Consider the following 13,908-nt stretch of genomic DNA (forward strand, 5'->3'; position numbering starts at 1 on the left):
AGAAGTAACTTTTTTTATATACTAACATTTACACACCTTTATTTTGCATAGATATAATCGTTTCTTTTAGCCCATTATAATAAGAAGTTTTTGGTATATTCCCAATATACCTCTCATATTTCTCTCCGCTTAATACAACAGGATTTTCTGTCAAATATAGCATTTCCACAAATTCTTTCATCTGCTTATCAAATAGTCCAATTAAATTTATCATACCTTTTTTTACTGTCATTACTGGTTTTGTATATCCCGTTAATTCTTGTATATGTTGAATCATCTCTTCACCTGTAATGACACCATAACCCGGTATGTTCCAATTTTGTCCATAGGCCTCATCACGTAAGGCTAATTCAATCATTGCTTTTGCACCATCTGGTGTAAAAATATATTCACGAGCAATCTTTTTATCTCCAACAAAGCTTGATAACTTATTTGCAAGTACCCCATTTAAAGTATGATGAACAAGTGTACTTTCTGCATTTGGACCATAAAAATCAGGGAAATGTGCAATAAACATTTGTACACGAGCCTGTTTTGCCATCATTTCTAGTTGTAACCGAATTTTCCCTTTCTTCGTATGTGGTGCCTTTTTAACTTCTTCCGCTACAGGTTCTTCCCCTTGCCTCCCATACGCATAAATATTATCAACTATCCCTAACTTACTGTCGTAATACCTTGCTACTTCTAATATATTTTTTAATAATTTTGGTTGCTTCTTCTCCCAATCTGAATATGGAATGTTTACAGCATGAAATATAATATCAACGCCTTTCGCACCTTCCATTATATCCTCCTGTATAAATACATCTCCGGCTACAACTTTCACATTTTCTTCTCCAGAAAATAATATCTCTAATTTCTCTTTATTCCGCGCAAAGGCCACTACATGAATTCCTCTGTTACATAATTCTTTTACAATTGCATACCCCATTGATCCAGATGCTCCTAGCACTAAAGCTTTTTTCATTATAAATCCCCCCTAAATTAATTAACCGCTGTTCAATTAATATTAAAAAGAAAATCACTTACATAAGAAGCGATTTTGAAATAAACTCCACGTGTACTTTAGCTAATCCTTTTACTTCTTCAAATGTTTGATCATTCCCACAATAGTGTGCCACAAACCCATGTAATGATAGAAAAACAGACCATATTGTCATTACATTTACCTTCTCATTACACAAAGAAGATACAACAGTAGCAAATTTTTCGTAACTAACATTTGGGCCATCTGCTAAACATTCTTTTAACTCATCATCTCTAATTAAAAACATGATTTCATAATGACTTTGATTTTGCAAACCAAATTCAATAAAACCAAATAAAACAGCTTTCAATTGTTCCTCTTGTGGTAAATTTTGATCATTAATCTCATCTAATTTTTGATTTAGCAATTGAAAATCTTGCTCTACCATCGCATAGAAAAGCTCTGCTTTGTTTTTAAAATGATAATAGATGGCACCATGGCTATACCCTAGTTCTGTTGCGATTTTACGCATTGAAGTATGCTGATACCCTTGTGCTATAAATAGGCCCCTTGCTACATTCATAATCATTTCTCTCGTTAATTCTTGTTTAACTGCCCTTCTTGGCGACATTTTTCATACCTCACAATTTAATTGACCACTGTTCAAATAATATTATAACCTTTTCCCCAAAAAATACAATCATATTCTTACAAAAAGATACATTTTGAAAGGATAGCATTATACTCAATAATTTAGTATCATGATTCAAGACACTATTTTGAATTGGACGGAGGACACAATGAGCTTATTAACAGTCGAAAAATTAGGCCATACATTTGGCGATCGCACATTATTTAAAGATGTATCCATGCGTTTACTAGCAGGAGAACATGTTGGATTAGTCGGTGCAAACGGTGTTGGTAAATCAACATTTATGAATATTATTACTGGTCAACTTATCCATGATGAGGGCCGCGTAGAATGGACACCTGGTACAAATTACAGTTACTTAGACCAGCATACAATTTTAACACCTGGTCGTACAATTCGTGATGTATTAGCTGACGCGTTTTTACCTTTATTTGAAAAAGAAAAAGCTTTAAATGAAGTTGCAGAAAAAATGGGAACTGCAACACCAGAAGAATTAGAGGCACTTCTTGAGGAGATGGCGGAAATACAAGATGCTCTCGAAGCAGGTGGTTTCTATTTACTAGATATGAAAATTGAAGAGGCAGCAAGAGGTCTTGGAATTGATGCAATCGGTTTAGATCGTGATGTTTCAGCACTAAGTGGTGGGCAACGTACAAAAGTATTGCTTGCAAAGCTATTACTTGAGCAACCAGAAGTGTTATTACTCGATGAGCCTACTAACTATTTAGACGTTGAACATATTCATTGGTTAACGAATTATTTAAAAGAATATCCACATGCATTCTTATTAATTTCTCATGATACGGAATTTATGAACAAATGCGTTGATGTTATTTTCCATCTAGAATTTACAAAAATGACGCGCTATACAGCGACATACGAAAAATTCCTAGAGTTAGCCGAAATTAATAAAAATCAACATATAAATGCTTATGAAAAACAAAAAGAGTTTATTAAAAAGCAGGAAGACTTTATTGCAAAGAACAAGGCTCGTTATTCAACAACGGGTCGTGCAAAAAGTCGTCAAAAGCAACTTGATCGCATGGAGCGTATTGATCGCCCTGAAACAGCAATTAAGCCAGAATTCTCATTTAAGGAATCTCGTGCAAGTAGTCGTTTTGTCTTTGAAGGTGAAGATGTAGAAATCGGATATACACATCCGTTATTACCAAAACTAACAATGACAATTGAACGCGGTGAAAAAATTGCCATCGTTGGTTGTAATGGTGTTGGTAAATCAACATTACTAAAAACGATTTTAGGAAAAATTAAACCTTTAAGCGGTAAAACAAGTCTTGGTGACTTCTTAGAGCCTGCATACTTCGAGCAAGAAGTAAAAGCTGATAATATAACACCAATTGATGACGTTTGGAACACATTCCCTAGCATGGACCAACATCAGGTTCGTGCAATGTTAGCGAAATGTGGATTAAAAAATGAGCATATCTCTCGTCCGCTAAATCAATTAAGTGGTGGCGAACAAGCAAAAGTTCGTTTATGTAAGCTAATGGGTGAAGAAAGTAACTGGATATTATTCGATGAGCCAACAAACCACCTTGATGTTACAGCAAAGGAAGAACTTCAAAAAGCTCTGAAGGCATATAAAGGGACAATCCTTCTTGTATGTCACGAACCAGAATTTTATGAAGGCTGGATTACAAAAACTTGGAATGTTGAAGAATGGTCACAAAATAATTCTTAATTATAATAGAAAATCCTTGCGTTCTATATGCAAGGATTTTTTATATTATAGTATGCCGTAAGCCTTAATCGAAACTCATTTAAACCAGGATATACCGCTAAATTAGCAAGCATACCTCTAATGACTGGAACCCTTGGGTCTTGCAATCTCATTTCTGCTTCTAAAACATCTAAAGTTACAAGTAACTCATCATTTTCTAATTGATCAGCTAATGTTCGTTTAAATACAATAATTTCACTTAGAAAATGTTCCTTCACCTGTTCCTTAATAAGCTCGGAACTACAAAGAAATTCTCCAAGCCTTTCTTCATGCAGAACAGGCTCTTCAGAAGATGCTAGAAGCCCCTCTACTAAATTATCTATCCTCTGTAAAATAAAGGTCGAAACATAGGATAAATCAATTTCCGGTGCATTTAAAATAATTAATTGTAAATAACCGTGGCATATCCCTTCTACCATAATTACCAAATCTAATAAATATGGACTGACTTTGTCACCATAAATAGACAGTAAGCTATTCCGATAAAATGCATGAGACTCTAATTTCATCCTCATCATAAACTCTTCTACTTCTTTATTAAGCGGAATTGCATTTTCTCTTGCATGCATAATAATAAATTCTTTATGTTTTTGCACATCAGTAAACTGACAATATAATTGTTTTTCAAATTTTTCGCGTGGTAATAAAGATTCTTTTTCAATATCCAGCATTTTCTTTTGGATTTTGTCATAATAATATCGAAGTGTGGCCAATAATAGCTCATCTTTTGACTTGAAATATAAATAAAAAGCTCCTTTTGATATACCACATGCGGTTACGATTTCTTGTACTGACGTTGCATTTACACCCTTAGTTGCAAATAACTTCATAGCCATCTCTATAATTAAGCGCTCTTTTTCTTTCATATTTTCTCTCCTAAATTTAATCTCGCATCTTATGTAAATTCAAACTTGATTTTATTCCACATTAACTGAAAATAAAACTTCTCATCTAAAATTTAATGGAGTAAATGGTTTATATAGAAGCCTTTCCATCTGTAAAATCCGGTTAGTAAAAGCCAATGATCAGAAAGAATAGGAAACCGACTACTTACAGTTTGATTTTATTATACCATCTCTTTTCATTGACGACTGACCAATCGGTCAGTTATATTATGTATTAGACTGACCGATTGGTCAATACAATGAAAAGGGAGCGCAAACATGAACAAAATCATCAATTTCTCGTTAAAAAATAAGTTCGCAGTTTGGCTACTAACCATTATTGTTACCATTGCAGGCATTTATTCTGGGATGAATATGAAGTTAGAAACAATTCCTGATATTACAACGCCTATTGTAACAGTAACTACGGTTTATCCTGGTGCTACACCAGAAGAAGTAGCTGATAAAATTTCAAAACCAATGGAAGAGCAACTGCAAAATTTAAGCGGTGTAAACGTTGTTAGTTCCTCATCTTTTCAAAACGCATCTTCTATTCAAGTAGAATATGATTTTGATAAAAATATGGAAAAAGCCGAAACAGAAATTAAAGAAGCGCTCGCAAACGTGAAACTGCCAGAAGGTGTGAAAGACCCGAAAGTCTCACGAGTAAACTTTAATGCCTTTCCTGTTATTTCATTAAGCGTAGCGAGTAAAAATGAATCTTTAGCTGCCTTAACAGAAAATGTAGAAAAAAATGTTGTTCCGGGATTAAAAGGACTTGATGGTGTCGCATCTGTTCAAATCACAGGTCAACAAGTAGATGAAGTACAACTTGTCTTCAAGAAGGATAAGATGAAAGAATTAGGTTTAAGTGAAGATACTGTAAAAAACATTATTAAAGGTTCGGACGTATCTTTACCACTTGGCTTATATACATTTAAAGATACGGAAAAATCAGTTGTTGTTGACGGTAATATTACAACAATTAAAGCATTAAAAGAATTAAAAATCCCAGCTATCCCTTCATCACCGAATGGGCAAGGTAGCCAAAACACTGGTGCTGGAGCACAAACACCACAGATGAATCCAGCTGCTATGAATGGCATACCAACGGTTACATTAGAAGAAATTGCTGATATTAAAGAAGTCGGGAAAGCAGAGTCTATTTCTCGAACAAATGGAAAAGAAGCAATCGGAATTCAAATTGTGAAGGCCGCTGATGCGAATACAGTTGATGTTGTAAATGCAGTTAAAGATAAAGTGAAGGACCTTGAGAAAAAATATAAAGACTTAGAGATTATTTCAACCTTTGACCAAGGTGCACCTATTGAGAAATCAGTCGAAACAATGCTTAGCAAAGCAATCTTTGGTGCTATCTTTGCGATTGTTATCATTATGTTGTTCCTACGAAACATTCGAACAACAATAATCTCTGTCGTTTCTATACCACTTTCTTTATTAATTGCAGTTCTAGTAATAAAACAAATGGATATTACCCTTAACATTATGACACTTGGAGCAATGACAGTTGCTATTGGACGCGTTGTCGATGACTCAATTGTTGTTATTGAAAATATTTACCGACGTATGTCATTATCAGAAGAGAAATTGCGTGGGAAAGATTTAATTCGTGAAGCCACGAAAGAAATGTTTATCCCAATTATGTCTTCTACAATTGTAACAATTGCTGTATTTTTACCTCTTGGACTTGTAAAAGGTATGATTGGTGAAATGTTCTTACCATTTGCTTTAACAATTGTTTTTGCCCTACTTGCTTCCTTACTTGTGGCAGTTACAATTGTGCCGATGCTAGCACATTCCTTATTCAAGAAGGAAAGCATGAGAGAAAAAGAAGTATATCATGAGGAAAAACCAAGCAAGTTAGCAAACGGATATAAACGTATACTTGAATGGGCGCTAAACCATAAAATTATTACATCAAGTATCGCAGTCCTTCTATTAGTAGGCAGCCTTGCACTTGTACCAATTATCGGTGTCAGCTTCTTACCATCTGAAGAAGAAAAAATGATTATTGCAACATACAAACCTGAGCCAGGTCAAACGTTAGACGACGTTGAAAAAATTGCAACGAAAGCTGAAAAGCATTTCCAAGATAAAAAAGACGTCAAAACGATTCAATTCTCATTAGGTGGCGAAAACCCAATGAGCCCTGGTCAAACAAATCAAGCAATGTTCTTCGTTCAATATGATAACGATACGAAAAACTTTGAAAAAGAGAAAGAACAAGTCGTTAAAGATTTACAAAAGATGTCTGGAAAAGGCGAATGGAAAAACCAAGATTTCGGAGCAAGTGGCGGTAGTAATGAAATTAAACTATACGTTTATGGAGATAGCTCTGAAGAAATTAAGCCTGTCGTTAAAGACATTCAAAATATCATGAAAAAAAATAAAGACTTAAAAGACGTAGACTCTAGTATTGCAAAAACATATGCAGAGTACACTTTAGTCGCAGATCAAGAAAAGTTAAGTAAAATGGGGCTAACTGCTGCTCAAATTGGAATGGGACTTTCGAATCAACATGATCGCCCTGTTCTAACAACAATTAAAAAAGACGGTAAAGATATAAATGTATATGTAGAAGCTGAAAAACAAACTTATGAAACAATTGATGACCTAACAAATCGTAAAATTACAACACCACTTGGTAATGAGGTTGCTGTTAAAGATGTTATGACTGTAAAAGAAGATGAAACTTCTAACACAGTAACACATCGTGATGGCCGTGTTTATGCAGAAGTAAGTGCGAAATTAACATCTGATGATGTTTCAAAAGCATCTTCTGCAGTCCAAAAAGAAGTAGATAAAATGGATCTTCCTTCTGGTGTAGATGTTTCTATGGGCGGTGTTACACAAGATATTCAAGAATCATTCAAACAACTCGGCTTAGCAATGTTAGCTGCGATTGCCATTGTATACTTCGTTCTTGTTGTTACATTTGGCGGTGCCCTTGCACCATTCGCAATTTTATTCTCGCTACCATTCACAATCATTGGTGCACTCGTTGCCTTATTAATCTCTGGCGAAACGTTAAGTGTATCTGCGATGATTGGGGCTCTTATGCTAATTGGTATCGTTGTAACGAACGCAATCGTGCTTATTGACCGCGTTATTCATAAAGAAAATGACGGCCTATCAACACGTGAAGCATTATTAGAAGCTGGTGTAACACGCCTGCGTCCTATCTTAATGACTGCAATTGCAACAATTGGGGCTCTTATCCCACTTGCATTAGGATTTGAAGGTAGCGGCTTAATTTCTAAAGGACTTGGCGTAACAGTAATCGGTGGATTAACAAGTTCAACATTGTTAACACTTCTTATCGTACCAATCGTTTATGAAGCATTAAGCAAATTTAAAAAGAAAAAAGCAAAGTAAAAAAATAACCTCGCAATTAGCGAGGTTATTTTTTATTTCCAAACAGGGTTAGGAAATCACCATATCCTTCTTTTTCTAAATTTTCTTTTAGAATAAAACGAAGAGCTGCTGAATTAATACAATAACGCAGGCCATTTGGTCCTGGGCCATCTGGAAATACATGCCCAAGATGTGAGTCCCCTGTCTTACTTCTCACTTCCGTACGCGTCATATTATGGCTAACATCCATTTTTTCTTCCACACTAGCTGACATAACTGGTTTCGTAAAACTTGGCCATCCGCATCCACTATCGAATTTATCGAAAGAAGTAAATAACGGTTCACCCGAAACGATATCTACATATAAACCCTCTTCTTTATGATTCCAATACTCATTTCGAAATGGCGGTTCTGTCCCATTTTCCTGTGTTACATAAAATTGCATCTCATTTAATCTTTCTTTTAAATGAGCATTGTCCTTTGGCCAATGATTTTTAATGAAGGCATCACGACCTGAGCCTTTACGGTATAGCTCATAACGGAATGTATTTTTCTTATGATACCCTTGATGATATTCTTCAGCTGGATAAAACGTAGCAGCCGGCAATATTTTTGTAGCAATTGGCTTTGAAAAGCGTCCACTCATCGCAAGCTCTTCTTTTGAAGCTTCTGCTTGTTTATGTTGTTCTTCATTATGATAAAAAATTACCGTTTCGTATGACTGTCCACGATCGTGGAATTGTCCTCCAATATCGGTCGGATCAATTTGTCTCCAATATATATTTAATAACTCTTCATACGGCATTTTATTTGCATCAAATGTAATTTGTACTACTTCATAATGCCCAGTAGTTTCCGAGCATACTTCTTTATACGTTGGATTCTCTTTATGACCACCTGTATAGCCTGAAACAACTTGTATAATTCCTTCCATCTCTTCAAATGGCGAAACCATACACCAAAAACACCCTCCAGCAAATGTAGCTAATTCCTTCTTTTCATTTATAGCCATTATTTCACCCCAATTGTATATTCTTCTTACAGTATGTCATAAGATACCATAAGTTATAAAAGAAAAAGCATCGAATATCGATGCTTTTTCTTTACTTTATTTTTCAGAAAAATCCTTCTCAGTTTCATCACTCGTCACATCTAAAACATCTAATAAGAATATGAAGATTGGGATACCGATAATAAGCCCCCATACACCTAAAAAGTGTTCAGAGAAAATTAATACCATAAATGTGTAGAAAATTGGTAAATTTGTTTTTTGTGACATAAACTTCGGATTTAATACATAACTTTCAAGCGCATGAATTACTGTTACGATAACTACAATATAAACGACATACATAATACCGCCGATATTGTAAGCAATCATACAAAGTGGGAATAACGAAATGATAACACCTGCGACTGGAATTAAACCAAGTAAGAAAATCATTAACGCTAAACCTAGTAATTGCGGGAATCCTAATATCCATAGTGCAATAACAGATAAAACACAGTTAACAATTGCAATTAAAAATTGTGCTTCGATTACTTTTCCGAATGAACGTGCAAATTTCTTTCCGAAATACTCTATTTCGTTATAGAAAATTGCAAGTCGACTTTCTTTAAATTTCGAAGTAAAAGCAACGATACGTGCTTTTTCAAGTAAGAAAAACAAGCTTAAAATTACAGAAAGTAAAACTTGAAGGCCAAATTTCCCAACATTCGTAATAGATTTATACAAAATGTCAACGCCTTGCCCTATATATTTAGAAAGCTCCATATGATTAACAGCATTAACTGCATACTTAATTAATTCACTATCAGGTGGATTTCTTAAAAATACATTGAATTGATAAATCAATTGTGAAATTTGTATTGTTAATACCGGTAAATATTTAAATAGCGTAATGGCAATTCCCGCCACTAACATTACATATAAAAGCGCTATAATAATTTTTCGATTAATTGGCATAAAATGATCTAATTTACGAGAAATAAACTTCTGGAATCGATCCATTAAATACGTCAACATAAACGTAATTAAAATTAAATTTAACATACTTTGCATCCCATACAATATGAGAGCAAGTAATACTAATACGATTAACCTCTGAAATCCTTTGCTTTGAAACAGGTTTTTTATTTGCATAATCGGCGAGTACTCTCTCCTGTCCTATAAAGTAAAACTTTAACAAGTAGCTCTCTCTCTATTCTCTACTTATAATTATCCTTTAATATTAAAGCCATTGCGAGCAATTTATCTTCAACCCTAACCGCCCGTTAATTGTGCTAATATATTATGTTACTTCTTATTTTACAATACAATGACCTATTTCAAAACGCATTATACACAGTATTAATGAAGATTTAAGGAAACTTTTATTCCCCTAAGAATAGGTCTTACCATTACTGTAACATAAAAAGCAAGCTATCAGTAGAAATCCGTCCTACAAATAGCTTGCTTTTATATTTTTTCAAGTAAGTTTTATCATCCAATAAACGGCATGAACATTGGAATAACCACCACTGTTACGACACCAACTACTGTCACAGCGATACTGGCCATAGCTGCTTCTACTTCACCCATTTCGATACCTACTGCAACCCCTAACGCATGTCCTGCTGTCCCAAGCGCTAAACCTTTAGCAATCGGATGTTTAACTCTAAATGTTTTTAAGAATAAAGCTCCTAATGCGTATACGATAACTGCGTTAAAGATAACTGCAAATGATGTAATTGCTGGAATACCACCGATACTTTCAGATATTGGTAATGCAATTGCTGTTGTTGCTGCCTGCGGTAACATTGAGTTCATTACAGCTGTATCTAAACCAATTGCTTTTGCGACAATGAACACAACAACCACTGAACAAATAGATCCAACCACGATAGCCGATAAAATTTGCCACCAATATTTTTTTAACTTATCAACTTGTTTATATAATGGAATTGCAAATGCGATTGTTGCTGGCTCTAAGAAGAAACTAATCATCTTTCCGCCCGTATTATATTCCTCAAAGGTAAAGTTACCTACCTTTAAAAATACAATCCCTAATACCATTGCTACGAATAGTGGTGTAAATAAGAAGAATCCTTTTGAGTGTTTGAATAAAAATGTTCCGATTCCGTATGCAATTAATGAAACGACGATTCCGAAATATGGAGTCATTGTGCTTGTCATGTTCATTACCTCCTAACCATGTATGGTCTAAAATAGTTACGCGACTTTTCCGTGTTTGCTTCCTTTGTTTACAACTTTCAACTCTTTTGTATCTTTTGTTTCTTTGTCATCTTTACCTAAAATCAATTGTGCAAATAAACCCGTTACAGCAAGTAAAATAATTGTTGCGACAACGATTACGGTTAGAATTTGTACGAAATATTGGCTCATTACACCAAGAGAGTTAATAATTGAAATACCTGATGGGACAAAAAGGAATCCGATAATACCTGTTAAAGCTGTTCCGAGTGATTCAACTTGCTCCAATTTAATAACCTTTAAACATAATAAACTAAATAAAACTACTAACCCGATTACTGATGAAGGCATCGGAATTGGTAAATGGGTTGAGATAATATTAGAAACTAACATAATAGCTGAAAAAACGAATATTTGTGATAGAAAACCATATACTTTTTTTGTGCTCATTTTGGCCACCTCTTTTGATTTGGTACCTTTATTTTATAGGATACAAACGCATAAGTAAGCGTTTACATAATGGGGTGTCAAATATAAACAGCCAATTACAAAAATCATACGGTGAAATACAAAAGCTGCTTCTTAAATACGAAGCAGCTTTTTAAGTTCTTTTGCATATGTACGGCTAACCGGGACTTTGGATCCCTCTTTCATAATTAAATTATAAGTCGAATTAAACCACGGCTGTATCTCAGAAATATGATTAATATTAGCAACGAAACTACGATGAACACGCATAAAAATTGTTTGTGGTAATTTCTTTTCCAAAATGACAAGCGTATCATGTGTTACATATGTTTCTTTCATTGTTTTTACAGTTACTTTCCCATCTACAAGCCCTACATAAATAATATCTTCAATATTAACAAGTACAATTGATTCCTCAATTGGTAATGCTAATTTATGCATCTCGGTCGTTACATCTACACTCTTTACATCTTGCTTTGTTTCTAACTTTATTTGCTTTTGTTTTTTATATTTCTTTAATGTCTGTACGATACGTTCTTCATCAAATGGCTTTAAAATGTAATCTAATGCATCTACTTCAAATGCTTGCAGCGCATATTGATCATATGCAGTAGCAAACACAATTGAAGGTGGGTTTTTCATTTTCTTTAATATATTTGCAATTTCAAATCCGTTATCATCAGATAACTGAATATCTAGAAAAATAATATCTGGTTTGTTTTTCATTAACTCTTCTAATGCATCCTCTACACAATCCGCCTCACCAATTATCTCTACTTCTTTTGTTTGTTCTAATAAATATTTCAATTCATCCCGCGCTAACATTTCATCATCAACTACTAATACTTTTAACACTCCGTTTTTCCTCCTCTACTTTTTTCGGAATTACAAAGAGGATCTTTGTCCCTTGCTCTAATTCACTTTCAATTTGAAGCATTATCTCTTTCCCAAATAACCCGATAAGTCGTTCATTAATATTATATAAAGCTGTTCCCGTCCCTTTCTTTGATGGAACTACCATTTTTCCTAATTGCTCTAGACGTTCGCTCTCAATTCCTTTCCCATTATCTTTCACTGCAAAGTGAACCATCCCTTCTTTTTCAAACACATGTACCTCGACTTGGCACACTGGCTGCTTTTTCGGAAAAGCATGGCGCAATGCATTTTCAACTAATAGCTGAAGCACAAATGGTGGAACTAAAGTCACCTTTAGTGCCTCTTCAATGTACATCTTCACTTCATACTTATTCGGAAATCTCGCTTGCTCTAACGATAAATATGCATGTACATGATTCAACTCTTGTTCTAATGGAATAAGTAATTGTCGTGCCCCTTGCAAATTACAACGAAAATACACGCTAAGCTGCAATAATAATTTTCTCGCTTTCTCTACATCTGTTCGGCATAAAGCTGATACTGTATTAATTGCATTAAATAAAAAATGCGGATTGATTTGTGCTTGCAGCGCTTTTATTTCGGCATCTTGCAATAACTTACTTTGTAACTCGGCTTCACCTAACTCAAGCTGTGTGGAGAATATTTTCGCCAGCCCTTCCGCTAACTCTTCTTCAACACGACTTAATTGATTAGAGTTTTTAAAATAAAGTTTTAATGTTCCTATCGTATTTCCATGTGAAGTTAATGGAATAACAACTGCCGCTTGTAATGGACACCCTTCATGTTGACAATTAATAATCTCACGTGATTTCGCCTTCATTATTTCCCCTGTTTTTAATACTTCTTTTGATAAACCTGTTATTAAACTGTGTGAAGGAATATGATGATCTGATGCTAATCCAACGTGAGCTAAGATTTTCTCTGTATCTGTTAAGGATACCGCATCCGTTCCCGTAAAGCGGTGAATAATTTGTGCCACATGTTTACAAGACTCTTCTGTTAACCCTTGGCGGAAATATGGTAACGTCTTATCAGCAATTCGTAATACTTTATGCGTTTGCAAAGCTTTTGCGTTTTCTTCTTGTCGTAAAATAGCTAGTATCATCGAAAGTAAAATGAAACTGCCAAAACTATTTACAAGAATCATCGGTAGCGCAATTGTTTTCACAACACTAAGTCCATCTTCTATAATTAATAGAATCATAAGCATTTCTAAAGTAACGATAAAAACACTTAAAACCGCAGAAAATTTAGGTGTAATAGTACGGTTATATTTTTTGAAGATGTATCCAATATAACCTGTTATAATCCCAGCCAAAATTGATGAGATTGCACAACTTACTGCCGTCGTCCCGCCAAGCATATAACGATGAATACCCGCAATAGAACCTACTCCAATTCCGACGATAGGCCCACCTAGCAACCCACTAATTCCCACACCCATGATTCGTGTATTCGCAATTGTGCTGGATGATGAAACGCCTTGTAACCAATTTTCATTCATAATAGTATTTCCTGCTATTTCAACCCCTGTGTAATTGCTCACAATTGTAAACACTGAAAAAATACAAATAAGCTTAAACTTATCTACATATCCGTCTTGCTTATGAAGAAGACGCCGGAACGTTTTAATATGAGAAAGTAAAAATCCTAAAATAACAATAAGTCCGACGCGTTCAATCATCATAAGTACTAAATTTAGCATCTGTGATTCATTCCTTTTTATATTAG

At 34.5% G+C, this 13,908-nt stretch carries 11 protein-coding genes and 1 pseudogene; 2 read left to right on the top strand and 10 right to left on the bottom strand.

Going from position 1 to position 13,908, the window contains the following annotated elements; translation table 11 throughout:
* Positions 1–28: 28 nt before the first annotated feature.
* Together MR071_RS09175 and MR071_RS09180 are read right to left on the bottom strand one after the other, a co-directional pair.
* Positions 29–967 (bottom strand): SDR family NAD(P)-dependent oxidoreductase, encoded by a 939-nt coding sequence (locus MR071_RS09175; protein WP_105586742.1) that lies wholly within the window; start codon positions 965–967, stop codon positions 29–31.
* 58 nt (positions 968–1,025) lie between these two features.
* On the bottom strand, positions 1,026–1,598 hold the full coding sequence (locus MR071_RS09180; RefSeq protein ID WP_105586741.1) for a TetR/AcrR family transcriptional regulator: 573 nt from the start codon (positions 1,596–1,598) through the stop codon (positions 1,026–1,028).
* 169 nt (positions 1,599–1,767) lie between these two features.
* Between MR071_RS09180 and MR071_RS09185 the strand changes: the two genes are divergently transcribed.
* Positions 1,768–3,321 carry an ABC-F family ATP-binding cassette domain-containing protein gene (locus MR071_RS09185; protein ID WP_105586740.1) on the top strand — a complete coding sequence of 518 codons (1,554 nt, stop codon included), beginning with the start codon at positions 1,768–1,770 and terminating at the stop codon, positions 3,319–3,321.
* Between the two features lie 23 nt (positions 3,322–3,344).
* Here MR071_RS09185 and MR071_RS09190 read toward each other — a convergent pair whose 3' ends face one another.
* On the bottom strand, positions 3,345–4,226 hold the full coding sequence (locus MR071_RS09190; protein WP_105586739.1) for a TetR/AcrR family transcriptional regulator: 882 nt from the start codon (positions 4,224–4,226) through the stop codon (positions 3,345–3,347).
* 297 nt (positions 4,227–4,523) lie between these two features.
* Here MR071_RS09190 and MR071_RS09195 point away from each other — a divergent pair, with 297 nt between their 5' ends.
* The gene (locus MR071_RS09195; RefSeq protein WP_242235780.1) at positions 4,524–7,640 is read left to right on the top strand and encodes an efflux RND transporter permease subunit; all 3,117 of its coding nucleotides are present in this window, start codon (positions 4,524–4,526) and stop codon (positions 7,638–7,640) included.
* 25 nt (positions 7,641–7,665) lie between these two features.
* On the opposite strand, the gene msrB is transcribed toward MR071_RS09195, so the two are convergent.
* The 7 genes and pseudogenes from msrB to MR071_RS09230 all read right to left on the bottom strand — a co-directional run bounded on the left by msrB (position 7,666) and on the right by MR071_RS09230 (position 13,882).
* Positions 7,666–8,118 carry a peptide-methionine (R)-S-oxide reductase MsrB gene (gene msrB, locus MR071_RS09200; RefSeq protein ID WP_258166035.1) on the bottom strand — a complete coding sequence of 151 codons (453 nt, stop codon included), beginning with the start codon at positions 8,116–8,118 and terminating at the stop codon, positions 7,666–7,668.
* Between the two features lie 45 nt (positions 8,119–8,163).
* Positions 8,164–8,631: pseudogene (gene msrA, locus MR071_RS09205) on the bottom strand (peptide-methionine (S)-S-oxide reductase MsrA); the annotation flags it as partial.
* Positions 8,632–8,727: 96 nt separating this feature from the next.
* Positions 8,728–9,762, bottom strand: a complete 1,035-nt coding sequence (locus tag MR071_RS09210) for an AI-2E family transporter (protein ID WP_242235783.1) — start codon at positions 9,760–9,762, stop codon at positions 8,728–8,730.
* 339 nt (positions 9,763–10,101) lie between these two features.
* Positions 10,102–10,794: an antiholin-like protein LrgB gene (gene lrgB, locus MR071_RS09215; protein ID WP_002113184.1), complete on the bottom strand. Its 693-nt coding sequence runs from the start codon at positions 10,792–10,794 to the stop codon at positions 10,102–10,104.
* Between the two features lie 36 nt (positions 10,795–10,830).
* Positions 10,831–11,262: an antiholin-like murein hydrolase modulator LrgA gene (gene lrgA, locus MR071_RS09220; RefSeq protein ID WP_242235785.1), complete on the bottom strand. Its 432-nt coding sequence runs from the start codon at positions 11,260–11,262 to the stop codon at positions 10,831–10,833.
* Between the two features lie 132 nt (positions 11,263–11,394).
* Entirely contained in the window at positions 11,395–12,135 is a 741-nt protein-coding gene (locus MR071_RS09225) for a LytR/AlgR family response regulator transcription factor (protein WP_105586735.1), read from the bottom strand.
* Positions 12,113–13,882, bottom strand: a complete 1,770-nt coding sequence (locus tag MR071_RS09230; RefSeq protein ID WP_105586734.1) for a sensor histidine kinase — start codon at positions 13,880–13,882, stop codon at positions 12,113–12,115. Before MR071_RS09230 ends, MR071_RS09225 begins: the two co-directional genes overlap by 23 nt.
* Positions 13,883–13,908 lie beyond the last annotated feature (26 nt).

Origin of the sequence: Bacillus cereus group sp. BfR-BA-01316, assembly GCF_022664195.1 — a bacterium.
Lineage (GTDB): Bacteria > Bacillota > Bacilli > Bacillales > Bacillaceae_G > Bacillus_A.

Coding starts and splice junctions, on each gene's coding strand:
- MR071_RS09195 (WP_242235780.1), top strand. CDS start 4,524: ATGAACAAAATCATCAATTTCTCGTTAAAAAATAAGTTCGCAGTTTGG.
- MR071_RS09210 (WP_242235783.1), bottom strand. CDS start 9,762: ATGCAAATAAAAAACCTGTTTCAAAGCAAAGGATTTCAGAGGTTAATC.
- MR071_RS09190 (WP_105586739.1), bottom strand. CDS start 4,226: ATGAAAGAAAAAGAGCGCTTAATTATAGAGATGGCTATGAAGTTATTT.
- MR071_RS09230 (WP_105586734.1), bottom strand. CDS start 13,882: ATGCTAAATTTAGTACTTATGATGATTGAACGCGTCGGACTTATTGTT.
- MR071_RS09175 (WP_105586742.1), bottom strand. CDS start 967: ATGAAAAAAGCTTTAGTGCTAGGAGCATCTGGATCAATGGGGTATGCA.
- lrgA (WP_242235785.1), bottom strand. CDS start 11,262: ATGAGCACAAAAAAAGTATATGGTTTTCTATCACAAATATTCGTTTTT.
- MR071_RS09180 (WP_105586741.1), bottom strand. CDS start 1,598: ATGTCGCCAAGAAGGGCAGTTAAACAAGAATTAACGAGAGAAATGATT.
- lrgB (WP_002113184.1), bottom strand. CDS start 10,794: ATGACAAGCACAATGACTCCATATTTCGGAATCGTCGTTTCATTAATT.
- MR071_RS09185 (WP_105586740.1), top strand. CDS start 1,768: ATGAGCTTATTAACAGTCGAAAAATTAGGCCATACATTTGGCGATCGC.